Below are 23,014 nucleotides of genomic sequence, written 5' to 3' on the forward strand. Positions count from 1 at the left end.
CCGCGGATCCGGGCCGGGCCGGGGGCCGGGGAGGCCGGGGCACCGGCTGCCCCCGCGGGGTGCGGTACAAGAGGTGTGGCACAATGGGCGGCTGTACTCGACAGCCGCACAGGACCCCTCTCTCCTCCGGCTGACGCGTCCACTCGGACACTCGGGTACCACAACCCCACGTGGCATCCCGCCGTGTCCAACCACGCCAAAGACCAGGAGACACCACAGCCGTGGCAGTCAAGATCAAGCTGAAGCGACTGGGCAAGATCCGTTCGCCTCACTACCGCGTCATCGTCGCCGACTCCCGTACCCGTCGCGACGGCCGGGCCATCGAGGAGATCGGTCTGTACCACCCGGTGCAGAACCCCTCCCGCATCGAGGTCGACTCGGAGCGTGTCCAGTACTGGCTGGGCGTCGGCGCGCAGCCGACCGAGCCGGTCCTGGCCATCCTGAAGGTCACCGGCGACTGGCAGAAGTTCAAGGGTCTGCCGGCCCCGGAGCCGATGAAGGTCGCCGAGCCCAAGGCCGACAAGCGCGTCCTCTTCGAGGCCGCCGCCAAGGAGTCGGCGGACGAGCCCAAGGGTGAGGCCATCACCCAGAAGGCGAAGAAGGCCGACAAGAAGGCGGACGAGGCCGAGGCCGCCGCCGAGTCGACCGAGGCGTGACCATGCTGGAAGAGGCCCTCGACCATCTGGTGAAGGGCATCGTCGACCACCCCGACGAGGTGCAGGTCGCCGCCCGCAACCTGCGTCGCGGGCGCGTGCTGGAGGTCCGGGTCCACCCCGACGACCTCGGCAAGGTGATCGGCCGCAACGGCCGCACCGCACGCGCGCTGCGCACCGTCGTGGGCGCTCTCGGCGGGCGGGGCGTCCGCGTCGACCTCGTCGACGTGGACCAGGTCCGCTGAGGGCCGCGGCAGACAACGCAGAGCACCGGCACGGGCCGGGAGCGGCACCGCCGCTCCCGGCCCGTGCCGTGACCGCCGGCGTACGGGAACCGGCGAGAACCTGGAGTGACGAGCAGTGCAGTTGGTAGTCGCGCGCATCGGCCGTGCCCACGGGATCAAGGGCGAGGTCACGGTGGAGGTGCGCACCGATGAACCCGAGGCGCGCCTCGCTCCCGGCGCCGTCCTGGCCACCGACCCCGCCTCCACGGGCCCCCTGGCCATCGAGTCCGGGCGCGTCCACAGCGGCCGACTGCTGCTGCGCTTCGAGGGGGTGAGGGACCGCACCGCCGCCGAGGCGCTGCGCAACACCCTGCTGATCGCCGAGGTCGACCCGGAGGAGACCCCCGAGGACCCCGACGAGTACTACGACCACCAGCTGGTCGACCTCGACGTCGTCACCCGCGACGGAACGCCCGTCGGCCGGATCGAGGAGATCGCCCACCTGCCCCACCAGGACCTGCTCGTGGTGCGCAGGCCCGACGGCGGCGAGGTGCTCGTCCCCTTCGTCGGTGAGATCGTCCCCGAGATCGACCTGGACGGCCAGCGGGCCGTCATCGATCCGCCGCCGGGGCTCATCGACGACCGGGCCGAGGTCGCCGGATCCCGTACCGGGGACGGTGCCGGGGACGGCGGCGGCGGTGCCCGGGACGGCGGGGACGGAGAGGACGGCGCCTGATGCGGATCGACGTCGTCACGATCTTCCCCGAGTACCTGGAGCCGCTGAACGTCTCCCTGGTGGGCAAGGCGCGTGCCCGCGGCCTGCTCGACGTACGCGTCCACGACCTGCGGCAGTGGACCCACGACCGGCACAGCACCGTCGACGACACCCCCTACGGCGGCGGCCCCGGCATGGTGATGAAACCCGAGCCGTGGGGCGAGGCGCTGGACTCGGTCATCGCCTCGGGCGGTGACGGGCAGGGCGAGGGACCGGTCCTGGTCGTCCCCACTCCCAGCGGCAGCCCGTTCACCCAGGAGACGGCCGTCGAACTGGCCGCAGAGCCGTGGCTGGTCTTCACCCCCGCCCGCTACGAGGGCATCGACCGCCGCGTCGTGGAGGAGTACGGCGAGCGCCTGCGGGTGCGCGAGCTGTCCATCGGCGACTACGTGCTGGCCGGTGGCGAGGCGCCCGTGCTGGTCATGGTGGAGGCCGTCGCCCGGCTGCTGCCCGGGGTCCTGGGCAACGCCGAGTCCCACCGCGACGACTCCTTCGCGCCCGGCGCCATGGCCGACCTGCTGGAAGGCCCCGTCTACACCAAGCCCCCTGTGTGGCGCGGCCGGGACATTCCCGAGGTGCTGCTCAGCGGCCACCACGGCAGGATCGCCCGCTGGCGCCGCGACCAGGCGTTCCGCCGTACGGTGCGCCACCGCCCGGACCTGATCGAGAGGTGCGACCCCGCCGTGCTGGACGCCGACGACCGCGGGCTCCTGGCGGAGCTGGGCTGGACCGAGCGCCCCGACGGCCGATTTGGGCCCGCGGCCCGGGGCGTGGAAGAATAGGCCGCTGCCTCGCGTCCGGCGCGCGACCCTGCCACAGGGGGATCAACGCCCGACCGGTACGGCGGCTCACCGAACCCAACGAACGATTCCGCCGATGACCTGTGGCATCGGCGAGGAAAGCAGACGGTCATGCACCTTCTCGACAGCGTCGACTCCGCCTCGCTGCGCAGCGACATCCCCACTTTCCGCCCCGGCGACACCGTCAACGTCCACGTGCGCGTCATCGAGGGCAACCGCTCCCGTGTGCAGCAGTTCAAGGGTGTCGTCATCCGCCGCCAGGGCTCCGGCGTCCGCGAGACCTTCACCGTCCGCAAGGTCAGCTTCAGCGTCGGCGTGGAGCGCACCTTCCCGGTGCACACCCCGGTCGTCGAGAAGATCGAGGTCGTCACCCGCGGTGACGTCCGCCGCGCCAAGCTGTACTACCTGCGTGAGCTGCGCGGCAAGGCCGCCAAGATCAAGGAGAAGCGCGAGCGCTGATCCGCGGCCGGTCCGCGCGGTGGAGCGCCGGGCGCCCCGGCGTCCGGCGCCGCCCGTGGAGCACGGTCCCCGCGCCGCTGTCCGCACCGGTGTCCGCCGCGCCGCCGGGTTAGGCTCTCGGCTCGATGAACACCGACGAACAGCACACGCGACCCATGGAGCGCGACCGCTCCTCCCGCCCCGTACGGGGCGGGAGGCGGCGGTCGCGCTTCGTGCGTTCCGGGGCCGCGGTGGCCGCGGTCGCCGTGCTGCTCCTGCTGGTCCACACGTCCGTGGCGGAACCCTTCCGCATCCCGAGCGGCTCGATGGGGAACACCCTCGAAGCGGGGGACCGCGTTCTGGTGAACAAGCTGGCGTACCGTTTCGGCAACCTTCCGGCGCGCGGAGACGTTGTGGTGTTCGACGGGACCGGTTCGTTCGACCGGGAGCCGTCGAGGGGGACCGACTACGTCAAGCGGGTCGTCGGAGTCGGCGGCGACAGGGTCAGGTGCTGCGACGAACGGGGGAGGATCGAGGTGAACGGCGAACCGGTGGACGAGACCTATCTGCATCCCGGCGACCGGCCCTCGGCCGTCCCGTTCGACATCGCGGTTCCCGAGCGGCGGCTGTGGGTGATGGGCGACCACCGCTCCCGGTCGAGCGACTCCCGGGACCACCTCGGGTCCCCAGGCGGCGGCACCGTACCGGTGGACAGGGTGATCGGCCGGGCCGACTGGATCGTCTGGCCGGCCGGCCGCTGGACCTCTCTGCGGGGCCGGGATGGGTAGGCGCGGACGGCCGCGCGGCGGCCGGCGGGCGGACACCGCCCGCGGTGCCGCCCCGCCGGAGCTCAGGACCACGCTGCGCGGCCCCGGCGAGGGCCGGGCCGACAGGCGGCGCGCCGCCAAGCGGATCAGGCGGCGCCGGCGTCTGTCGGTGACCAAGGAGATCCCCGTCCTGGTGGGCGTCGCGCTGCTGATCGCGCTGGTGCTCAAGACGTTCCTGGTGCAGGCGTTCGTCATCCCCTCCGGCTCGATGGAGCAGACGATCAGGATCGACGACCGGGTGCTGGTGGACAAGCTGACGCCCTGGTTCGGCTCGCGCCCCGAACGCGGCGACGTGGTGGTCTTCAAGGACCCCGGGGGCTGGCTGCCCCCCGGGGAGGAGCCGGAGCGGGACGACCCCGTGGGCGTCAAGCAGGGCAGGCAGTTCCTGACCTTCATCGGCCTGCTGCCCTCCGCCGAGGAACAGGACCTGATCAAGCGGGTCGTCGGCGTCGGCGGGGACACCGTCGTGTGCTGCGACGAGGACGGCCGGGTGACGGTCAACGGCACGCCGCTGAACGAGCCGTACCTCCACCCGGGCAACGCTCCCTCGCAGATGGACTTCGAGGTGAAGGTGCCCGAGAACCGGATCTTCGTGATGGGTGATCACCGCTCGAACTCCGCCGACTCCCGCTACCACCTGCAGGACCCGGGCAAGGGGACCATCCCCGAGAGCCTGGTGGTGGGCAAGGCCGTGGTGATCGCCTGGCCCTACTCCCACTGGCGACGGCTTGAGGAGCCCGGGACCTACGCGTCGGTGCCGGATCCGCGCGGCGAGACCGCCTCCGCGGCCGCGGGCGCCGACAATGGAGGAGGCGAAGACATGGTGCACGTACCGAGCCCTGCGGAACTCCCGCTCGTTATGGGAGTGGCAGGCGTGGGTCTGCACCGGCTGAGGCGCGGGCTGCAGCGCGGTAAGAGCGGTATCGGTGTGAGGAGTGGATGTGGGGGACGTGGCGGTCGGAGCGCGCTCCGACGCGGACGGGCCCGAGCGGCGGGCCGAGGGCGAGCCCGTGGGGCGCGGTGAGGAAACGGCCGCGGGCCCGGACAGCGGAGAGAGAGTGACGGGAAAGAAGCAACGCTCCTTCCTGAAGGAACTGCCCATCCTCATCGGCATCGCGCTGTTGCTGGCCCTGGGAATCAAGACGTTCCTGCTACAGGCGTTCTCCATCCCCTCCGACTCGATGCAGAACACCCTCCAACGGGGCGACCGGGTGCTGGTGGACAAGCTGACCCCCTGGTTCGGGGCCGAACCCGAGCGCGGCGAGGTCGTCGTCTTCCACGACCCGGGCGGCTGGCTCGATCCGTCGGTCCAGCAGGACACCAACGTCTTCCAGGACTTCATGAGCTTCATCGGCCTGATGCCCTCCGCCGAGGAGCAGGACCTGATCAAGCGGGTCATCGCGGTCGGCGGCGACACCGTGGCGTGCGAGAAGAACGGCCCCGTCACGGTCAACGGCAAGGCTCTGGAGGAAGGGGCCTACGTCTACCCCGGGGACGCTCCCTGCGGCAGCGAGGGCTTCGGCCCGGTCAAGGTCCCCGAGGACCGGATCTGGGTGATGGGCGACCACCGCTCCAACTCGCTGGACTCCCGCTTCCACCAGCAGCTCCCCGGACAGGGGACGGTGCCCGTGGACGAGGTCGTGGGGCGGGCCGTGGTCAGGGCGTGGCCGATCGACCGCTGGGGCACCCTCCCGGTGCCCGACACCTTCGCCGAGCAGGGCCTGGCCGCGGCTCCCGCGGCACTGGGTCTGGCGGGCGCGGTGCCGCTGGTGATGTGGCGGCGGCGCCTGAGGGCGAGGGCCGAGAAGGGGAGCGCGGAAGGGGCCGCCTCGGCGTCCGGGGACGGCGTTTGACGCCGTGAGCGTGACGGACGGACGGGGCGAGGGCTGACCCGGAAGCGTACCCGGGGGTAGGGTGCGGCGCAGACCGCCGGTGGACCCAGACCTTTTCCGGGAGCGCGAGTGAGCAGAGCCGAACGTACCGGGAAAGGCCGCGGCCGTACGGGACAGGTGCTGTCGTCGGCGGCCGTGGCGATCGGCTGCGTCCTCTTCCTGGGCGGCTTCGTCTGGGCCGCGGTGCTGTACCAGCCCTACGCCGTGCCCACCGACTCCATGTCCCCCACCGTCGAGGCCGGGGACCGGGTGCTGGCCGAGCGCATCGACGGGGACGAGGTCCGGCGCGGCGACGTCGTCGTCTTCCTCGATCCGCTGTGGGGCGACATGCCGATGATCAAGCGGGTCGTCGGCGTCGGCGGCGACACCGTGGAGTGCTGTGACAAACAGGGGAAGCTGACCGTCAACGGCGATCCCGTCGACGAGCCGTACCGGCTGGAGGAGGAACGGGCCTCCTTCTCCACCTTCGAGGCCTCCGTGCCCGAGGGGCAGCTCTTCCTCCTCGGTGACCACCGGGGAGGGTCACTGGACTCGCGCACGCACCTGGAGGACGCCAACAACGGCTCCGTGCTCCGGGAGGCGGTGACGGGCCGGGTCGACGCCACCGTCTGGCCGCTGGGCCACGCCGACATGGTCGACCGCCCGGCCGGTTTCGCGGACCTGCCCGGCGGGACCTCCCGGCCGGGGCCGCTGGGCCCCGCCCTGACCGCGATCGGGGTCGGCGCCCTGCTGATCCTGGGCGGCGCCGGCTACGGGGCGATCGGCTCGGTCCGCGGCAAGCGCGCGGAACTGACGCACAATGGGGGAACGCACGGCTGAAGGGGAACACGCCATGAGCGCCGAGGACCTCGAGAAATACGAGACCGAGATGGAGCTGAAGCTCTACCGGGAGTACCGGGACGTCGTCGGCTTGTTCAGGTACGTGATCGAGACCGAACGCCGTTTCTATCTCACCAACGACTACGAGATGCAGGTGCACTCGGTTCAGGGTGAGGTCTTCTTCGAGGTCTCGATGGCCGACGCCTGGGTGTGGGACATGTACCGGCCGGCCCGTTTCGTCAAACAGGTGAGGGTACTCACCTTCAAGGATGTGAACATCGAGGAGCTCAACAAGAGCGACCTGGACCTGCCCGAGGACTCCGACTTCAAGAGGTGAGGCCGGAGCCGGTCACCGCTTTTTCCGCTCCGGTCGCTCCAGCCGCTCCCGTCAACGCCGAGCTTGCGGAATGCCTCGTACGGGTGAGCGAGATATCCACAACCGACCGGTAGTCCACCGGATCCGACCATGATCACCCAAACCACCTCCCCGGCCGCCACAGTCGGCGCCGGAGGTGGTACCGATGAACAGCAGGAACGCACTCGGGCGCTACGGCGAGGACCTGGCCGCCCGCCGGCTGCGCGAGGCGGGCATGGCCGTCCTCGAACGGAACTGGCGCTGCCGCGACGGCGAGATCGACATCGTCGCCCGGGACGCCGACGCGCTCGTCGTCTGCGAGGTCAAGGCGCGCCGGGCCGGCCCGTACGGGCACCCGATGTCGGCCGTGACCCCGCGCAAGGCCGAGCGGCTGCGCAGACTCGCCTCCCGGTGGCTCAGCGAACGCTGGCTCGCCCGCTACGGCCGCCCGCCTACCGGAGGGGTGCGCATCGACCTCGTCGGCGTCGTCCTGCCCGAGCGCGGCGCCCCCCGGGTGCAGCACGTCAGGGGGGTGGCCTGACATGGGCTTCGCCCGCACCTGCTCGGTCGCCCTCGTGGGTGTCGAGGGCGTGGTCGTAGAGGTCCAGGCCGACCTCGAACCGGGGCTGGCCACCTTCACCCTCGTCGGCCTGCCCGACAAGAGTCTGGTGGAGAGCCGCGACCGGGTCAGGGCCGCGGTCGTCAACTCCGGTGTCGACTGGCCCCAGAAGAAACTCACCGTCGGGCTCAGCCCCGCCTCGGTTCCCAAGAGCGGCAGCGGATTCGACCTCGCGGTCGCCTGTGCGGTGCTCGGAGCCGCCGAGCGGATCGACCCCCGCGAACTCACCGGACTCGTGATGATCGGCGAGCTGGGCCTGGACGGGCGCGTCCGGCCCGTCCGCGGCGTCCTGCCCGCGGTCCTGGCCGCCGCGGACGCCGGGTACCGCCAGGTCGTCGTCGCCGAGCAGACCGCGTCCGAGGCCGCGCTGGTCCCCGGCGTCTCCGTCCTCGGCGTCCGCTCCCTGCGCCAGCTCGTCGCCGTCCTCACCGACGCGCCCGTCCCCGAGGAGGAGTGCCCGGACGGGCACGGCACCGAGGCCACCATGCTCGCCGGTCTCACCGTGCCCGGCGCAGGCGGTGGGATCGCGGGGCTGGGCGGCGAACGACGTGTGGACCTCGCCGAGGTCGCCGGCCAGAAAGCCGCCCGCAGGGCCCTGGAGGTGGCCGCAGCGGGGCGCCACCACATCTTCTTCAAGGGGCCGCCGGGCGCGGGCAAGACCATGCTCGCCGAACGGCTTCCCGGACTGCTGCCGCCGCTCACCCCGAAGGAGGCACTGGAGGTCACGGCCGTCCACTCCGTCGCCGGGGCGCTGCCGCCAGGCCAGCCGCTGGTCGAGCGACCCCCCTACTGCGCCCCGCACCACTCGGCCACCACCGCCTCCCTGGTGGGCGGCGGCAGCGGTCTGCCCAGGCCCGGGGCCGTCTCCCTCGCCCACCACGGTGTGCTCTTTCTGGACGAGGCGGCCGAGTGCAGCGCGCGGGTGCTCGACGCACTGCGCCAGCCGCTGGAGTCGGGGCAGGTCGTCGTGGCCCGGGCCCAGGGCATGATGCGCATGCCCGCCCGCTTCCTGCTCGCCCTCGCCGCCAACCCGTGCCCCTGCGGCAGGCACGGCTCCCGGGGCGGCGGCTGTGAGTGCAGGCCCTCATCGGTCAGACGCTACCGGGCACGGCTCTCCGGGCCACTGCTGGACCGTGTCGACCTCCGGGTCACCGTCGAACCCGTCACCCGCTCCGAGCTGACGGCCCCCGGCACCCGGCCGGAGTCCACCGAGACCGTGGCCGCACGCGTGCTCGCCGCACGCGAGCGCGCCGCCGCCCGCTACGACGGCACGCCCTGGCACACCAACAGCGAGGTCCCCGGCCACGAACTGCGGACCAGATGGCCCGGGAGCCCGGGAGCGCTCGGCCGGGCCGAGGAGGACATGGAACGCGGCCTGCTCACCGCACGAGGCCTGGACCGTGTCCTGCGGGTCGCCTGGACTCTGGCCGACCTGTCCGGTCGCGACCGGCCCATCGCCGAGGACGTGGACGGTGCGCTGGAACTGCGCACCGGTGTACGGCGCGGCACGGCACTCGCCGGAGGCCGGGCGTGACCGGCCGCGAGGAGCGCGTGGCCCGGGCGGCGCTCACCAGGATCGGGGAGCCCGGGGACGAGGCGATGAACCGGTGGCTCGACCGGTACGGGGCGGTGGAGACACTCAAGGCGTTCGGATCCGACTCTCCGCTGCCCGGCGCGTCCCGGACCCGCTGGGCCGGGCTGCGGCAGCGTGCGCGAGGGCTCGACCCCGAGGCCGACCTCGCCGCGATCGGCACACTGGGCGGGCGTTTCGTATGCCCCGGTGACATCGAATGGCCGAGCCAGCTGGACGACCTGGGCGACGGGCGTCCCGTGGGCGTGTGGGTGCGCGGCAGGGCCTCGCTGCGGATGTGGGCGCTGCGTTCGGTCGCCGTCGTCGGTTCCCGGGCGTGCACGGACTACGGCGCCCACATGGCCGCGACACTCGGCTCCAGCCTGGCCTCCCGCGGCTGGACGGTGGTCTCCGGCGCGGCGTACGGGGTGGACGGCGCCGCGCACAGCGGGGCTCTGGCGGTGGAAGGAGCGACCGTCGCCGTCCTGGCCTGCGGAGTCGACGTGGCCTACCCGCCGGGCAACGGCGAGCTGATCCGGCGCATCGGGGAACAGGGACTGCTGGTCGCCGAACTGCCGCCCGGCGACCACCCCACCCGCAGCCGTTTCGTCCTGCGCAACCGCGTGATCGCGGCCCTCACCCGCGGCACCGTGGTGGTGGAGGCCGAACTGCGCAGCGGCTCGCTGGTCACCGCGCGGCGGGCCCTCGGACTGGGCAGGCTCACCATGGGCGTGCCCGGCCCGGTGACCAGCGGGCTGTCGGCGGGCGTCCACCAGCTCCTGCGGGGTGAGGGCATCGTCGTCACCGACGCCGCCGAGATCGTCGAGCTGGTCGGCGCGATCGGCGAGCTGGCCCCCGAGCGGCGCGGACCCACGGTGCCGCGCGACCTGCTGTCCCCGGAGGCGGCGCGCGTTCTGGAGGCGCTGCCCGCCCGGGGTGCGCTCGGCGTCGAGGCGGTGGCGCGTGCCGCCGCTCTCGTGGAGGACCGCGCGCTCGTCCGCCTCCAGGAACTGCGGTCGCTCGGGTTCCTCGAACGCATCGGTGACTACTGGCAGTTGGCCAGATCGGCCAACCAACACACCAACAGGTGACGAGGCGGTCCTTGACCTGGGACGATCGAGTGAAAGGGTGAGAGACATGATCGCTGAACGTTTTATTCCGCATGGCCCGGCCGCGCCGTTCCGGCCACCGGGGTAACCCCGGGGTGCGGGCAGCGGAACGTATCTGCGCATGCCCTGCCCACCGCCACTCGCACTGAGCGACGCCGCGGCCACGCTACGCTCCCAAGGTTCCCGGCCCCTTCGTACGCCCCCCACCGGCGTCAGCGCACAGATCACGGCAGAACGGCTCAAGACGACGCATGCCCCATCACATCCCCGGGCCCGACCGCACGGCCACGGCAGAACCGACTGCAGCCGACGGCGCTGCACGCCCTGCCCCGCCCAGATCGCTCGACGAACTGTGGCGGTCGTACAAGTGCACGGGCGACGAGCGGCTGCGGGAACAGCTGATCCTCCACTACTCGCCCCTGGTCAAGTACGTGGCCGGGCGCGTCAGTGTCGGCCTGCCCGCCAACGTGGAGCAGGCCGACTTCGTCTCCTCCGGGGTCTTCGGACTGATCGACGCCATCGAGAAGTTCGACCCGAGCCGCTCGGTCAAGTTCGAGACCTACGCCATCACCCGCATCCGCGGAGCCATGATCGACGAACTGCGGGCGCTTGACTGGATCCCCCGCTCGGTGCGGCAGAAGGCCCGCGCCTTCGAGCGCGCCCATGCCACGCTGGAGGCGACGCTGCGGCGCACGCCGTCCGAGGCCGAGATCGCGGACGAGATGGGGATCCCGCTGGAGGAACTCCACGGGATCTTCAGCCGGCTGCCGCTGGCCAACGTGGTCGCCCTGGAAGAGGTGCTCCACAGCGGCGCGGAGGGCGGCGACCGGCTGAGCCTCATGGACACCCTGGAGGACACGGCCGCCGACAACCCCGTCGAGATCGCCGAGGACCGCGAGCTGCGGCAGTTGCTGGCCCGGGCGGTCAACACCCTGCCAGAACGCGAGAAGACCGTGGTGACCCTCTACTACTACGAAGGGCTCACCCTCGCCGAGATCGGACAGGTGCTCGGGGTCACGGAGAGCCGGGTCAGTCAGATCCACACCAAGTCCGTACTGCAGCTTCGTGCCAAGCTTGCCGATGTGGGTCGCTGAACCGGCACCGCCCTCCCTACAGTGGGACCCGTGCCCAGGATTCGAGCGGCCTCCGTGGCCGAGCACCGGACGATGCAGCGCGACGCCCTGCTGGAGGCAGCACGATCCCTGCTGTCCGAGGGCGGCACGGAGGCGCTGACCTTCCCCGCGCTGGCGGCCCGCACGGGACTGGCGCGCTCCTCCGTCTACGAGTACTTCCGTTCCCGTGCCGCTGTCGTCGAGGAGTTGTGCGCCGTCGACTTCCCCGTCTGGGCAGCGGAGGTGGAGGACGCCATGGAGCGGGCCGACACCCCCCAGGCGAAGGTGGAGGCCTATGTGCGGCGGCAGCTCGCACTGGCCGGCGACCGGCGCCACCGGGCCGTCGTGGCCATCTCGGCCGGCGAACTGGACCCCGGCGCCCGGGAGAAGATCCGCGCGGCCCACGGCGGACTGATCATCATGGTGGTGGACGCTCTCACGGCCCTCGGCCACGGCGAGCCGCGACTGACGGCCACCCTGCTGCAGGGCGTCGTGGACGCCGCGGTCCGCCGTATCGAACTGGGTGCCGCCGAGGACCCGGACCGGATCACGCAGGCCGCCGTGTCGATGGCGCTCCATGGAGTCGCGGGCTGAGCCCCTCCCTCCGCCCGGCCCGCCCGGCCTGTCCGGTTGCCGGATGCCGCGTTCCGCCCGAGAGGGCTTCCGCGCGAAACCGGATGTGGCGACGCCGGGCCCAGAACGCGGCCACCGCCAAAACCAGTGCCGTCCCCGCCCCGGGCGAACCGGCGGACAGGGATCCCTGGGCGGCCGCCGTCCGCATCACGTCGCCCCGTTTGCTCTCCGTTTCCCCTTCCTCCGGAAGCGGAACCCCCAGCACCGGAAGGAGCCGGGAAGGGCCGCGGTCGAGCAGGGAGAGCGGGTCCAGGTAGACATCACCGCGGCGCAGCCCCCAGTGCAGGCACCCCACCGGGCAGTGGAAGCCGTCCGCCTCCAGCACGCCCACCACGTCCCCCGCCGCGACCCGGTCGCCCTCGCGTACCCGCGCACCGACCGGCTCGTACGTGGTACGCAGCGGAGGGGAACCCGTGCCCGCGAGTTCGACCGAGACCACTCCGCGTCCGGCGACCTTTCCCGCGAACGAGACCCGGCCCGCGGCCACCGCGCGCACCGGCTCCCCGGGGCGGGCCGCCAGGTCCACACCGCGGTGTCCGGCCGACCACCGTTCGGGCGGGGGCTCCCAGCCGCGTCCGACATCCCCCGGCACCGGCCTGACCCGGCCGGAACCGGACGGGTCGTCCCCTGGGACGGCACGGGCCGTGTCCGCCCCCGCGATGAGGAGCGGCAGCAGCAGGCAGAGAGGCAGGAAAAGGGGCAGGCGCAGTGGTGTGCGGCGCGGCAGCGCGGCGCGGAGTCGGCGTCCCATGAGCACAGCGTGGCGCGGAAGCACGGGACGGAGGCGGTCCCGGGCGAGGGCTGTGGAACACCGGTCGGTTGTGGACAACCACGTCACCCGGTCCGGGGACGGCAGCTCCCGCCGCGGCGGCACCCGTTCCCATGTGTGTCGCCCGCCGCTTCCCCGGTCCCGTACACTTCTGGTGCGATCCGGGTCACCGGATCGACTTCGCACGCCCCGCCGGCCTCCGCAGGCGGCAGCGCATCTCGGTCCTCGAAGACGGCCCCGGGCCGTCGACTTCGCAGGCAAGCGCATCGGGGCGTCAGGAGCGGCGGCCGTCCGGCCGCCGTGTACAACCGAGTGATCCAAGGAGATACGGCCATGGCCGTCGTCACGATGCGGGAGCTGCTGGAGAGCGGCGTCCACTTCGGGCACCAGACCCGCCGCTGGAACCCGAAGATGAAGCGCTTCATCTTCACCGAGCGCAACGGCATCTACATCATCGACCTGCTCCAGTCGCTGTCGTACATCGACCGCGCCTACGAGTTCGTCAAGGAGACCGTCGCCCACGGCGGCTCCATCATGTTCGTCGGCACCAAGAAGCAGGCCCAGGAGGCCATCGCCGAGCAGGCCACGCGCGTGGGCATGCCCTACGTCAACCAGCGCTGGCTCGGCGGCATGCTGACCAACTTCTCGACCGTCCACAAGCGCCTGCAGCGCCTGAAGGAGCTCGAGCAGATCGACTTCGAGGACGTGGCCGCCTCCGGCCTCACCAAGAAGGAGCTCCTGGTCCTCTCCCGCGAGAAGGCCAAGCTGGAGAAGACCCTGGGCGGTATCCGCGACATGCAGAAGGTGCCCAGCGCCGTCTGGATCGTGGACACCAAGAAGGAGCACATCGCCGTCGGTGAGGCGCGCAAGCTCAACATCCCGGTCGTCGCGATCCTCGACACCAACTGCGACCCGGACGAGGTCGACTACAAGATCCCGGGCAACGACGACGCGATCCGCTCCGTCACCCTGCTCACCCGTGTGATCGCCGACGCCGTCGCCGAGGGCCTCATCGCCCGCTCCGGCGCCGCCGGCGAGGGCAAGGGCGAGAAGACCGCGGGCGAGCCGCTCGCCGAGTGGGAGCGCGAGCTGCTCGAGGGCGACGCCCAGAAGGCCGCCGAGTCCAAGGAGGGCGAGGCCGCCGCCGAGGCTCCGGCCGCCGCCGAGGCCCCGGCCGCCGAGGAGCAGACCGCCCCCGCCGAGGGCGAGAAGCCGGCCGAGCAGGCCTGACCGACGCCGCAGGTGGTACGGCCGGGGGCAGTGCCATGAGCGCCGCCCCCGGCCGCATGCCCGTCCCGTAGATCGATCCATCCTCATCGACCTTCCGAGAAGAGATTCACCGACCATGGCGAACTACACCGCCGCTGACGTCAAGAAGCTCCGCGAGCTCACCGGCGCCGGCATGATGGACTGCAAGAAGGCGCTGGACGAGGCCGAGGGCAACGTCGACAAGGCCGTCGAGATCCTCCGCGTCAAGGGCCAGAAGGGCGTCGCCAAGCGCGAGTCCCGCACCGCCGAGAACGGCGCCGTCGTCTCCCTGATCGCCGACGACAAGAAGTCCGGTGTGCTGGTCGAGCTCAAGTGCGAGACCGACTTCGTCGCCAAGGGCGACAAGTTCCTCGCCGTCGCCGACGCCATCGCCGCCCACGTCGCCGCCACCTCCCCGGCCGACATCGAGGCGTTGCTCGCCTCCGAGATCGAGCCCGGCAAGAGCGTCCAGGTGTACGTGGACGAGGCCAACGCCACCCTCGGCGAGAAGATCGTCCTCGACCGCTTCGCGCAGTTCTCCGGTGGCTACGTGGCCGCCTACATGCACCGCACCAGCCCGGACCTGCCCCCGCAGGTCGGTGTCCTGGTCGAGCTGGAGCAGGAGAACGCCGAGGTCGCCAAGGACGTCGCGCAGCACATCGCCGCCTTCGCACCGAAGTTCCTCTCCCGCGAGGGCGTGCCGGAGGAGACCGTCGCGAACGAGCGCCGCGTCGCCGAGGCCACCGCGCGCGAGGAGGGCAAGCCCGAGCAGGCCCTGCCCAAGATCGTCGAGGGCCGGGTGAACGGCTTCTTCAAGGAGAACTGCCTCCTGGACCAGCCCTTCGCCAAGGACAACAAGAAGTCCGTCCAGAAGATCCTGGGCGAGGCCGGTGTCACGTTGAAGCGCTTCGCCCGCTTCCGCGTCGGCGCCTGATCCGTAGGCCCGCTCCCGGTTAGGGTCGGGTTACGGGGCCCGTCCCGGTGCGTGACGCACTGAGTGCAGGCGTGTACGGACCGGACGACCGCAGTTGTGACGAGGAGGCCATTGCCGCTTTCGGGGACCGAGAGGAACCACCGGCAATGGCCTCCTCACGCGTGTGCACGAGGAGATCCGCATGAAACAGGGCAACGACCCCGGAGGCAAAGCCTCCGACAAGGACCACGACCGCCGCCGCTTCCTGCTGAAGCTCTCCGGCGAGGCGTTCGCCGGCGGTGGAGGGCTCGGAGTCGACCCCGACGTCGTGCACAAGGTCGCCCGCGAGATCGCAGCCGTGGTCCGTGACGGCGCCGAGATCGCCGTCGTCATCGGCGGCGGCAACTTCTTCCGCGGTGCCGAGCTCCAGCAGCGCGGCATGGACCGGGCCCGGTCCGACTACATGGGCATGCTCGGCACGGTCATGAACTGCCTCGCCCTCCAGGACTTCCTGGAGAAGGAGGGCATCGACTCCCGCGTGCAGACCGCCATCACCATGGGGCAGGTCGCCGAGCCGTACATCCCGCTGAGGGCGGTGCGGCATCTGGAGAAGGGGCGCGTGGTCATCTTCGGCGCCGGCATGGGCATGCCGTACTTCTCCACCGACACCACCGCCGCCCAGCGCGCCCTGGAGATCGACGCCGAGGCGCTGCTGATGGGCAAGAACGGCGTGGACGGCGTCTACGACTCCGACCCGGCGACCAACCCCGACGCGGTGAAGTTCGACGCCCTGGAGTACGGCGAGGTCATCGCCCGCGAGCTGAGGGTGGCCGACGCCACCGCCATCACCCTCTGCCGCGACAACAGGCTTCCGATCCTCGTCTTCGAGCTGCTGGCCGAGGGGAATATCGCCAGGGCGGTCCGGGGTGAGAAGATCGGCACGCTGGTGAGCGACCAGGGCTCCCGGGCCTGACGCCCGCGGCGGACACGAAACGACGTCCGTACGGGAGTCGCCGCACACGGCACCGTACGGCAACTCCGTGCCGCACGATGGGCACGGTACGGGGATGGACAACAGCCTGCCGGTCGGACACCGTGCAGGAATCAGGGCTTTCCGGCTCAATTCATCGAACCAGGAGCACGTGGTGATCGAAGAGACCCTCCTCGAGGCCGAGGAGAAGATGGAGAAGGCGGTCGTCGTCGCCAAGGAGGACTTCGCCGCGATCCGCACCGGCCGTGCGCACCCGGCGATGTTCAACAAGATCGTGGCCGAGTACTACGGTGCGATGACCCCGATCAACCAGCTCGCGTCGTTCTCGGTGCCCGAGCCGCGAATGGCCGTGGTCACCCCGTTCGACAAGAGCGCGCTGCGCAACATCGAACAGGCCATCCGTGACTCCGACCTCGGCGTCAACCCCTCCAACGACGGCAATATCATCCGCGTCGTCTTCCCGGAGCTGACCGAGCAGCGCCGCCGGGAGTACATCAAGGTCGCCAAGGGGAAGGCCGAGGACGCCAAGATCTCCATCCGCAGCGTCCGCCGCAAGGCCAAGGAGGCCATCGACAAGGCCGTCAAGGACGGCGACATCGGTGAGGACGAGGGCCGCCGCGCGGAGAAGGAGCTCGACGACACCACCTCCAAGTACGTCACGCAGGTGGACGAACTGCTCAAGCACAAGGAAGCCGAGCTTCTCGAGGTCTGAGGTTTCGAGGCTGCGATTTTCGTGAACGACTCATCCTGGGGAGCACCACCGTCGGGCGCCGGGCCCTCCGGTCGTCCCGGCCACCCCGCCCCTCCCGGCCACTTCGGATACCGGAGCACCCCCGAACAGGGTTTCTCCTCCCCGCTTCGCGCAGAGATGGCCCAGGCCCCGGCGGGTTACACGCACGAGGACGCCCAGGCGTCGCAGACTCGGCGTATGCCCATCGTGCCCGACGCCCCCGGCGGTGACCAGGACGATCGTGACGGCCGGGCGGCCGGGCGGCCGTTCGGCGGCCCCGCCCCCGGCGATGACGGCCGGCCCGAACCGCGGACCGGCCCCGGGACGGAGCCTGCCGCGCTCTCGCCCCGGGGCCGTTCCTCGGGCCGCAAGCGGGCGGGCCGCGACCTGCGCGCCGCGATAGGGGTCGGCCTGGGGCTGGGCGCCGTCATCATCGCCTCGCTCTTCGTCTACAAGCACGTCTTCGTCGGCGTGATCGTCGCCGCCGTCGTGGTCGGGCTGTGGGAGCTGACTTCCCGTCTCGCCGAGCGCAAGCAGATCAGGGCTCCGCTGGTGCCGCTGGCCGTCGGCGGCGCCGCGATGGTCGTCGCCGGCTACGTCCGCGGCGCGGAGGGCGCCTGGGTGGCCACCGCGCTCACCGCGCTGGCCGTACTGGTGTGGCGGATGACGGAGGACCCGGCGGAGTACCTGCGGGACGTCACCGCCGGTGTCTTCGCCGCCTTCTACGTCCCTTTTCTGGCCACCTTCGTGGCCATGATGCTCGCCGCCGCCGACGGCCCGCAGCGGGTGCTCACCTTCCTGCTGCTCACCGTCGTCAGCGACACCGGGGCATACGCGGTCGGCTGGCGCTTCGGCACGCACAAGCTCGCCCCGCGCATCAGCCCCGGCAAGACCCGCGAGGGCCTGCTGGGGGCGGTGGCCTTCGCGATGGCGGCGGGCGCGCTGTGCATGCACTTCCTGATCGACGGCGGCACCTGGTGGCAGGGTCTGCTGCTGGGCCTGGCAGCGGCCGCCAGCGCCACCCTGGGCGACCTCGGCGAGTCCATGATCAAGCGGGATCTGGGCATCAAGGACATGGGCACCCTGCTGCCCGGTCACGGCGGCATCATGGACCGCCTGGACTCCCTGCTGCCGACGGCCCCCGTGGTCTGGCTGCTGCTGGTCGTCTTCGTCGGCGTGGGCTGACACCCGTTCCCCGTGATGCGTCAGGGGCCGCCGCACCGGTGCGGCGGCCCCTGACGCATCACGGGGAACGGAATGCCGGGCGGGTGGCGACGTGCGATGGCGAGGCGACTCGTCCCGGCCCGGAGGCAGACCCCGCGACGGCTGCGGCCCGGGGTGCCGGAGTCGATCTGCCACACTGGACGGGTTATGCCTGCACCCGGAGAACTCACCTTTGTCGCGCCGCGCGGGGCCGCCAGGCCGCCGCGGCACCTCGCCGACCTCGCCCCGGCCGAGCGGCGCGAGGCCGTCGCCGCGATCGGCGAGAAGCCGTTTCGCGCCCAGCAGCTGTCGCGGCACTACTTCGCCCGGTACGCCACCGACCCCGCCGCCTGGACCGACATCCCGGCCGCCGCGCGCGAGAGGCTGGCGGGCGAGCTGCTGCCCGAGCTGATGACCGTGGTGCGGCACGTCAGCTGCGACGACGACACCACCCGCAAGACGCTGTGGCGGCTGCACGACGGGACGCTGGTGGAGTCGGTGCTGATGCGCTACCCGGACCGGGTCACCATGTGCGTCAGCTCCCAGGCCGGCTGCGGGATGAACTGCCCCTTCTGCGCCACCGGCCAGGCCGGTCTGGACCGCAACCTGTCCACCGCCGAGATCGTCCACCAGATCGTCGAGGGCATGCGCGCCCTGCGCGACGGCGAGGTGCCCGGGGGCCCCGCGCGGCTGTCGAACATCGTCTTCATGGGCATGGGCGAGCCGCTGGCCAACTACAAGAGGGTCATCGGCGCCATCCGCCGGCTGACCGACCCCGAGCCCGACGGCCTGGGCCTGTCCCAGCGCGGTATCACCGTCTCCACCGTCGGACTGGTGCCGGGGATCCACCGCCTGTCCGACGAGGGGCTCAAGTGCCGGCTGGCGGTCTCCCTGCACGCGCCCGACGACGAGCTGCGTGACACGCTGGTGCCGGTCAACACCCGATGGAAGGTCCGTGAGGTCCTCGACGCCGCCTGGGAGTACGCCGAGAGGTCCGGCCGCCGTGTCTCCATCGAGTACGCGCTCATCCGGGACATCAACGACCAGGCGTGGCGCGCCGACCTGCTGGGCCGGCTGCTGGCGGGCAAGCGGGCGCACGTCAACCTCATCCCCCTCAACCCCACGCCCGGTTCCAAGTGGACCGCGTCCCGGCCCGAGGACGAGCGCGCGTTCGTCGCCGGACTGGAGGCGCACGGCGTGCCGGTGACCGTCCGCGACACCCGTGGGCAGGAGATCGACGGCGCCTGCGGCCAGCTCGCCGCCACCGAGCGCTGAGGGCCGGCCCGCCACTGGTACGGTGGCGGTGACCTCAGTGGTCGCACACGGTGGCGAAACAGGCGAACACCGATACCGAAACAGCGGAACCGACAGGGGAGCGCGTACAGCGCTGAGAGTGCGGTGCCGCCGGGAGAGGGCCGAGAGGCCACCCGGTGGGCCGCAGACCCTCGGACCTGATCCGGTTAGTACCGGCGTAGGGAGTCAGAAGAAGATGCACCTCAAGTTCCGGCGCGCCCTGGGCGTCGCCGTCCTCGGCACGCTCACCCTCTCCGCCCTCGCCGCGTGCGGCGGCTCGCAGCCCTCCGGGGACGGCGGAGGGGAGGGGAAGGGCGGCAAGACGGTCACCCTGGTCACCCACGACTCCTTCGCGGCCTCCGACGCCGTGCTGGAGGAGTTCACCGAGAAGACCGGCTACAAGGTGAAGGTGCTGCGCGGCGGTGACGCCGGCTCCTCCCTCAACCAGGCGATCCTGTCCAAGGACAACCCGCAGGGCGACGTCCTCTTCGGCGTCGACAACACCCTGCTCTCCCGTGCCCTGGACAACGGCCTGTTCACGCCGTACGAGGCGGAGGGCCTGGCGAAGATACCCGCGCGGTACCAGCTCGACGCACAGGAGCACCGGGTCACCCCCGTCGACTCCGGCGACGTCTGCGTCAACTACGACCGCGCCTACTTCGAGGAGCGCGGCATCGCCCCGCCCGACACCCTCGACGACCTCGCCGAGCCCGCCTACAAGGACCTGCTGGTCACCGAGAACGCCGCCACCTCCTCGCCCGGCCTGGGCTTCCTGCTGGCCACCGTCGCCGAGTACGGCGAGGGGTGGCAGGAGTACTGGAAGAAGCTGAAGGCCAACGGCGTCGAGGTCGTCGACGGCTGGGAGCAGGCGTACTACGACCACTTCTCCGGCTCCTCCGGGGGCAAGGGCAAGGGCGACCGGCCGCTGGTCGTCTCCTACGCCTCCAGTCCGCCCGCCGAGGTCCTGGGCACCGACCCCGCGCCCGAGCAGGCCCCCACCGGGGTGGCCACCGGCACCTGCTTCCGCCAGATCGAGTTCGCCGGACTGCTGGAGGGCGCGGACAACCCCGCCGGCGGCAAGGCACTGCTGGACTTCATGACCGGTCGGTCCTTCCAGGAGGACCTGCCGCTGCAGATGTTCGTCAACCCCGTGCGCGAGGACGCCGAACTGCCCGAGGTCTTCACCCGCTACGGCGAGACGATCGACGACCCCCACACCATGGCACCCGAGAGGATCGCCGAGAACCGCGAGGCGTGGATCAAGGCGTGGACCTCGGCCGTCGTGAGGTGAGGACGGGCATACGCGCGGGGACGGCGGCGCGCCTCGCGCTCGCGGCGGTGCCGGCCGTCTTCCTCGCGCTGTTCTTCGCCTACCCCGTCGCCGCCATCACCGCGCGCGGGCTGTACGACGGCGGGCGGTGGCGACCGGAGCGGATCGCCGCCGTCCTCACCGATCCCGACATCGCCGGCGTGGTGTGGTTCACGCTGTGGCAGGCGGCGGCCTCCACCGTGCTCACCCTGCTGCTGGCGCTGCCCGGCGCGTATGTGATGGCGCGCCTGGACTTCCCCGGCAGGCGGATGCTGCGGGCGGCGGTCACCGTGCCGTTCGTGCTGCCCACCGTCGTCGTCGGCTCCGCCTTCCTGGCCCTGCTCGGCCGCGGCGGACTGCTGGACCAGTGGTGGGGGGTGCGGCTGGACACCGGCGTCGCCGCCATTCTGCTGGCCCACGTCTTCTTCAACTACGCCGTGGTCGTGCGGATCGTCGGCGGCCTGTGGGCGCAGCTCGACCCCCGGCAGGAGGAGGCCGCGCGGGTGCTCGGCGCGAGCCGGTGGACGGCCTGGCGCACCGTGACCCTTCCCGCGCTCGTCCCGTCGGTGGCCGCCGCCGCGCTGATGGTCTTCCTGTTCACCTTCACCTCCTTCGGAGTCGTCCAGATCCTCGGCGGCCCCCGCTACGCCACCCTGGAGGTGGAGATCTACCGGCAGACCGCCCAATTGCTGGACCTGCCCACCGCCGCCGTCCTGACGCTGCTGCAGTTCGCCGCGGTCGCGGCCCTGATGGCCTTCCACTCCCGCCTCCTGCGCCGCCGCAGGACGGCTCTGGGCCTGGTCGACGCCGCCGGCAGCGCCCGCCGCCCACGAGGGGCCGGACAGCGGGCGCTGCTGGCGGGGGTGCTGCTCCAGATCGCCGTGCTGCTCCTGGCACCGCTCGCCGTGCTCGCCGAGCGCTCCCTGAGCGGTCCCGACGGCTACGGGCTGCACCACTACCGCGCCCTGGGGTCGGCCGACGCGGCCGGTGGCACCTTCACCGTCGCCCCGCTGGAGGCGGTCGGCAACTCCCTGGCCTACGCGGCCACCGCCACCGCCGTCGCCCTGGCCGTCGGCGTCCCGGCCGCGGTCGCCCTCACCCTGCGCGGCCCGGAAGGCCGGGCCGGGCGGTTGCTGCGCGGTCTGGACGCGCTGCTGATGCTCCCGCTGGGCACCTCGGCGGTCACCGTCGGCTTCGGGTTCCTCATCGCGCTGGACGCCCCTCCGCTGGACCTGCGCTCGTCGTGGATCCTGGTCCCGCTCGCCCAGGCCCTGGTCGGCATCCCCTTCGTGGTGCGCACCCTGCTGCCGGTGCTGCGAGCGGTGGACGCCCGGCTGCGTGAGGCCGCCGCGATGCTGGGCGCCTCGCCGCCGCGTGTGTGGCGCGAGGTCGACCTGCCGCTGGTGCGGCGGGCGCTGCTGGTCGCCGCGGGCTTCGCCTTCGCCGTCTCGCTGGGCGAGTTCGGCGCCACGGTCTTCATCGCCCGCGCCGACGCCCCCACCCTGCCCGTGGCCGTCGCCCGCCTGCTGGGCCGGGCCGGAGAGGCCAGCTACGGCCAGGCCATGGCGCTCAGCACGATCCTGATGCTGCTGTGCGCGGCGACCCTGCTGGCGCTGGAGGGCGTCCGCACCGACCGATCGGGGGAGCTGTAGGGATGGCCTCGCTGCGACTGGACGGCGTCACCGTGGGCTACGGCGGGCGCACCGCCCTGGACGCCGTCGACCTCGATGTCGCCGAGCACGAGATCGTCTGCGTGCTAGGCCCCTCCGGCAGCGGCAAGTCCACCCTGCTGCGGACCGTCGCCGGACTGACGGAGCCGGACTCCGGACGGGTGCTGCTCGCCGGCCGCGACCAGCGGGGCGTGCCCCCGCACCGGCGCGGGGTGGGCCTGATGTTCCAGGACCACCAGCTCTTCCCCACCCGTGACGTCGGCGGCAACGTCGCCTTCGGCCCGCGCATGCGCGGCGAACCGCGCGGAGAGGTCCAGGGGCGGGTGGCCGAACTGCTGGAAATGGTCGGCCTGCCCGGGGCGCAGAAGCGGCCCGTGTCCGCCCTTTCCGGCGGCGAGCAGCAGCGCGTCGCACTCGCCCGCGCGCTCGCCCCCAGTCCCGGCCTGCTGATGCTGGACGAGCCGCTGGGCCAGCTCGACCGTTCCCTGCGCGAGCGGCTCGTGGTGGAACTGCGGCAGCTCTTCCGCCGCCTGGGCACCACCGTGCTGGCCGTCACCCACGACCAGGGCGAGGCGTTCGCGCTCGCCGACCGGGTGGTGGTGATGGAGGCGGGGAGGATCGCCCAGACCGGCAGCCCGGTGGACGTGTGGCTGAGCCCCGCCTCGGAGTTCGTCGCCCGTTTCCTGGGCTTCACCAACCTCGCCGCGGCGGTCGTGCGGGGGCGGAGCGCGGACACCCCCTGGGGCGCGGTGCCCGTACCGCCCGGCGCGCCCCAGGGGCCGTGCACCGTGCTGGTGCGCCCCGCCGGGGTGCGGCTCGCGGACCCCGGCGAGGGACTGCCGTGCACCGTCACCGCCCGCACCCTGCGCGGCGGCGGTTCCTCGGAGATCTCTCTGCTGCTCGCACCCGAGGACGGCCCCGAGCTGGAGGCGTCCTGCCCACTGCACACGGCGCCCGGCCCGGGCACCACCGTGTCCGCCGCCTTCGACGCGGCCGAGGTGGTCGTCCTGCCCGCGCGGTGAGCGCGGACGGGGAGCGGAGGTTCGGGGAAGGGGAACGGAC

25 protein-coding genes and 1 riboswitch are annotated in these 23,014 nt (G+C 72.1%); of the genes, 24 read left to right on the forward strand and 1 reads right to left on the reverse strand.

The window, feature by feature from the left end; translation table 11 throughout:
• Positions 1 to 221: 221 nt before the first annotated feature.
• From rpsP to IQ279_RS15120, 15 genes are all read left to right on the forward strand, one after another.
• Complete coding sequence (rpsP, locus tag IQ279_RS15050; RefSeq protein WP_206349029.1) at positions 222 to 656, forward strand: 30S ribosomal protein S16; 435 nt, start codon at positions 222 to 224, stop codon at positions 654 to 656.
• 2 nt (positions 657 to 658) lie between these two features.
• The gene (locus IQ279_RS15055) at positions 659 to 898 is read left to right on the forward strand and encodes an RNA-binding protein (RefSeq protein ID WP_093850657.1); all 240 of its coding nucleotides are present in this window, start codon (positions 659 to 661) and stop codon (positions 896 to 898) included.
• Between the two features lie 115 nt (positions 899 to 1,013).
• A complete protein-coding gene (rimM, locus tag IQ279_RS15060; protein WP_206349030.1) occupies positions 1,014 to 1,613 on the forward strand; it encodes a ribosome maturation factor RimM in 600 nt (199 codons plus the stop codon).
• A complete protein-coding gene (gene trmD, locus IQ279_RS15065; protein WP_206349031.1) occupies positions 1,613 to 2,434 on the forward strand; it encodes a tRNA (guanosine(37)-N1)-methyltransferase TrmD in 822 nt (273 codons plus the stop codon). Before rimM ends, trmD begins: the two co-directional genes overlap by 1 nt.
• 129 nt (positions 2,435 to 2,563) lie before the next feature.
• A complete protein-coding gene (gene rplS, locus IQ279_RS15070) occupies positions 2,564 to 2,911 on the forward strand; it encodes a 50S ribosomal protein L19 (RefSeq protein ID WP_093850660.1) in 348 nt (115 codons plus the stop codon).
• Positions 2,912 to 3,036: 125 nt separating this feature from the next.
• Positions 3,037 to 3,678, forward strand: coding sequence for a signal peptidase I (lepB, locus tag IQ279_RS15075; protein ID WP_206349032.1), 642 nt, complete (start codon positions 3,037 to 3,039; stop codon positions 3,676 to 3,678).
• Positions 3,671 to 4,741 (forward strand): signal peptidase I, encoded by a 1,071-nt coding sequence (lepB, locus tag IQ279_RS15080; RefSeq protein WP_206349033.1) that lies wholly within the window; start codon positions 3,671 to 3,673, stop codon positions 4,739 to 4,741. Before lepB (IQ279_RS15075) ends, lepB (IQ279_RS15080) begins: the two co-directional genes overlap by 8 nt.
• Positions 4,668 to 5,570, forward strand: a complete 903-nt coding sequence (lepB, locus tag IQ279_RS15085) for a signal peptidase I (protein WP_206349116.1) — start codon at positions 4,668 to 4,670, stop codon at positions 5,568 to 5,570. The genes lepB (IQ279_RS15080) and lepB (IQ279_RS15085) overlap by 74 nt, the downstream gene beginning before the upstream one ends.
• Positions 5,571 to 5,678: 108 nt before the next feature.
• Positions 5,679 to 6,428 (forward strand): signal peptidase I, encoded by a 750-nt coding sequence (gene lepB, locus IQ279_RS15090; RefSeq protein ID WP_307792361.1) that lies wholly within the window; start codon positions 5,679 to 5,681, stop codon positions 6,426 to 6,428.
• Positions 6,429 to 6,441: 13 nt separating this feature from the next.
• Complete coding sequence (locus tag IQ279_RS15095; protein WP_093662147.1) at positions 6,442 to 6,765, forward strand: DUF2469 domain-containing protein; 324 nt, start codon at positions 6,442 to 6,444, stop codon at positions 6,763 to 6,765.
• Between the two features lie 184 nt (positions 6,766 to 6,949).
• Entirely contained in the window at positions 6,950 to 7,324 is a 375-nt protein-coding gene (locus IQ279_RS15100; RefSeq protein ID WP_206349034.1) for a YraN family protein, read from the forward strand.
• A gap of 1 nt (position 7,325) precedes the next feature.
• Complete coding sequence (locus IQ279_RS15105; protein ID WP_206349035.1) at positions 7,326 to 8,936, forward strand: YifB family Mg chelatase-like AAA ATPase; 1,611 nt, start codon at positions 7,326 to 7,328, stop codon at positions 8,934 to 8,936.
• Entirely contained in the window at positions 8,933 to 10,063 is a 1,131-nt protein-coding gene (dprA, locus tag IQ279_RS15110; RefSeq protein WP_307792362.1) for a DNA-processing protein DprA, read from the forward strand. The genes IQ279_RS15105 and dprA overlap by 4 nt, the downstream gene beginning before the upstream one ends.
• Before the next feature lie 269 nt (positions 10,064 to 10,332).
• Positions 10,333 to 11,175: an RNA polymerase sigma factor WhiG gene (gene whiG, locus IQ279_RS15115; RefSeq protein ID WP_206349036.1), complete on the forward strand. Its 843-nt coding sequence runs from the start codon at positions 10,333 to 10,335 to the stop codon at positions 11,173 to 11,175.
• 54 nt (positions 11,176 to 11,229) lie between these two features.
• Positions 11,230 to 11,787 (forward strand): TetR/AcrR family transcriptional regulator, encoded by a 558-nt coding sequence (locus IQ279_RS15120; RefSeq protein ID WP_206349119.1) that lies wholly within the window; start codon positions 11,230 to 11,232, stop codon positions 11,785 to 11,787.
• On the opposite strand, the gene IQ279_RS28810 is transcribed toward IQ279_RS15120, so the two are convergent.
• Complete coding sequence (locus IQ279_RS28810; protein WP_206349037.1) at positions 11,741 to 12,577, reverse strand: murein hydrolase activator EnvC family protein; 837 nt, start codon at positions 12,575 to 12,577, stop codon at positions 11,741 to 11,743. The genes IQ279_RS15120 and IQ279_RS28810 overlap by 47 nt on opposite strands.
• Positions 12,578 to 12,928: 351 nt before the next feature.
• Here IQ279_RS28810 and rpsB point away from each other — a divergent pair, with 351 nt between their 5' ends.
• The 9 genes from rpsB to IQ279_RS15170 all read left to right on the forward strand — a co-directional run bounded on the left by rpsB (position 12,929) and on the right by IQ279_RS15170 (position 22,974).
• Complete coding sequence (gene rpsB, locus IQ279_RS15130) at positions 12,929 to 13,825, forward strand: 30S ribosomal protein S2 (protein WP_206349038.1); 897 nt, start codon at positions 12,929 to 12,931, stop codon at positions 13,823 to 13,825.
• Positions 13,826 to 13,940: 115 nt separating this feature from the next.
• Positions 13,941 to 14,777, forward strand: a complete 837-nt coding sequence (tsf, locus tag IQ279_RS15135; RefSeq protein ID WP_206349039.1) for a translation elongation factor Ts — start codon at positions 13,941 to 13,943, stop codon at positions 14,775 to 14,777.
• Positions 14,778 to 14,958: 181 nt separating this feature from the next.
• Entirely contained in the window at positions 14,959 to 15,729 is a 771-nt protein-coding gene (pyrH, locus tag IQ279_RS15140) for a UMP kinase (RefSeq protein ID WP_206349040.1), read from the forward strand.
• Positions 15,730 to 15,901: 172 nt separating this feature from the next.
• A complete protein-coding gene (gene frr / locus IQ279_RS15145) occupies positions 15,902 to 16,459 on the forward strand; it encodes a ribosome recycling factor (RefSeq protein WP_206349041.1) in 558 nt (185 codons plus the stop codon).
• Positions 16,460 to 16,480: 21 nt separating this feature from the next.
• Entirely contained in the window at positions 16,481 to 17,662 is a 1,182-nt protein-coding gene (locus IQ279_RS15150; protein ID WP_372445147.1) for a phosphatidate cytidylyltransferase, read from the forward strand.
• 186 nt (positions 17,663 to 17,848) lie between these two features.
• Positions 17,849 to 18,955 (forward strand): dual-specificity RNA methyltransferase RlmN, encoded by a 1,107-nt coding sequence (gene rlmN / locus IQ279_RS15155; protein WP_206349043.1) that lies wholly within the window; start codon positions 17,849 to 17,851, stop codon positions 18,953 to 18,955.
• An 84-nt stretch (positions 18,956 to 19,039) separates the two neighbouring features.
• Positions 19,040 to 19,175, forward strand: a riboswitch (TPP riboswitch).
• On the forward strand, positions 19,170 to 20,264 hold the full coding sequence (locus IQ279_RS15160; protein WP_206349044.1) for a thiamine ABC transporter substrate-binding protein: 1,095 nt from the start codon (positions 19,170 to 19,172) through the stop codon (positions 20,262 to 20,264). (Overlaps the previous riboswitch by 6 nt.)
• Positions 20,240 to 21,934, forward strand: a complete 1,695-nt coding sequence (locus tag IQ279_RS15165; protein WP_307792363.1) for an ABC transporter permease — start codon at positions 20,240 to 20,242, stop codon at positions 21,932 to 21,934. Before IQ279_RS15160 ends, IQ279_RS15165 begins: the two co-directional genes overlap by 25 nt.
• 2 nt (positions 21,935 to 21,936) lie before the next feature.
• On the forward strand, positions 21,937 to 22,974 hold the full coding sequence (locus tag IQ279_RS15170) for an ABC transporter ATP-binding protein (protein WP_206349046.1): 1,038 nt from the start codon (positions 21,937 to 21,939) through the stop codon (positions 22,972 to 22,974).
• The last annotated feature ends 40 nt before the right edge of the window (positions 22,975 to 23,014 follow it).

The organism is Streptomyces verrucosisporus (assembly GCF_017114865.1).
Taxonomy (GTDB): domain Bacteria; phylum Actinomycetota; class Actinomycetes; order Streptomycetales; family Streptomycetaceae; genus Streptomyces; species Streptomyces fenghuangensis.

Coding starts and splice junctions, on each gene's coding strand:
- IQ279_RS15055 (WP_093850657.1), top strand. CDS start 659: ATGCTGGAAGAGGCCCTCGACCATCTGGTGAAGGGCATCGTCGACCAC.
- trmD (WP_206349031.1), top strand. CDS start 1,613: ATGCGGATCGACGTCGTCACGATCTTCCCCGAGTACCTGGAGCCGCTG.
- rplS (WP_093850660.1), top strand. CDS start 2,564: ATGCACCTTCTCGACAGCGTCGACTCCGCCTCGCTGCGCAGCGACATC.
- lepB (WP_206349032.1), top strand. CDS start 3,037: ATGAACACCGACGAACAGCACACGCGACCCATGGAGCGCGACCGCTCC.
- lepB (WP_206349033.1), top strand. CDS start 3,671: ATGGGTAGGCGCGGACGGCCGCGCGGCGGCCGGCGGGCGGACACCGCC.
- IQ279_RS15095 (WP_093662147.1), top strand. CDS start 6,442: ATGAGCGCCGAGGACCTCGAGAAATACGAGACCGAGATGGAGCTGAAG.
- IQ279_RS15100 (WP_206349034.1), top strand. CDS start 6,950: ATGAACAGCAGGAACGCACTCGGGCGCTACGGCGAGGACCTGGCCGCC.
- IQ279_RS15105 (WP_206349035.1), top strand. CDS start 7,326: ATGGGCTTCGCCCGCACCTGCTCGGTCGCCCTCGTGGGTGTCGAGGGC.
- whiG (WP_206349036.1), top strand. CDS start 10,333: ATGCCCCATCACATCCCCGGGCCCGACCGCACGGCCACGGCAGAACCG.
- IQ279_RS28810 (WP_206349037.1), bottom strand. CDS start 12,577: ATGGGACGCCGACTCCGCGCCGCGCTGCCGCGCCGCACACCACTGCGC.
- rpsB (WP_206349038.1), top strand. CDS start 12,929: ATGGCCGTCGTCACGATGCGGGAGCTGCTGGAGAGCGGCGTCCACTTC.
- tsf (WP_206349039.1), top strand. CDS start 13,941: ATGGCGAACTACACCGCCGCTGACGTCAAGAAGCTCCGCGAGCTCACC.
- pyrH (WP_206349040.1), top strand. CDS start 14,959: ATGAAACAGGGCAACGACCCCGGAGGCAAAGCCTCCGACAAGGACCAC.
- rlmN (WP_206349043.1), top strand. CDS start 17,849: ATGCCTGCACCCGGAGAACTCACCTTTGTCGCGCCGCGCGGGGCCGCC.
- IQ279_RS15160 (WP_206349044.1), top strand. CDS start 19,170: ATGCACCTCAAGTTCCGGCGCGCCCTGGGCGTCGCCGTCCTCGGCACG.
- IQ279_RS15170 (WP_206349046.1), top strand. CDS start 21,937: ATGGCCTCGCTGCGACTGGACGGCGTCACCGTGGGCTACGGCGGGCGC.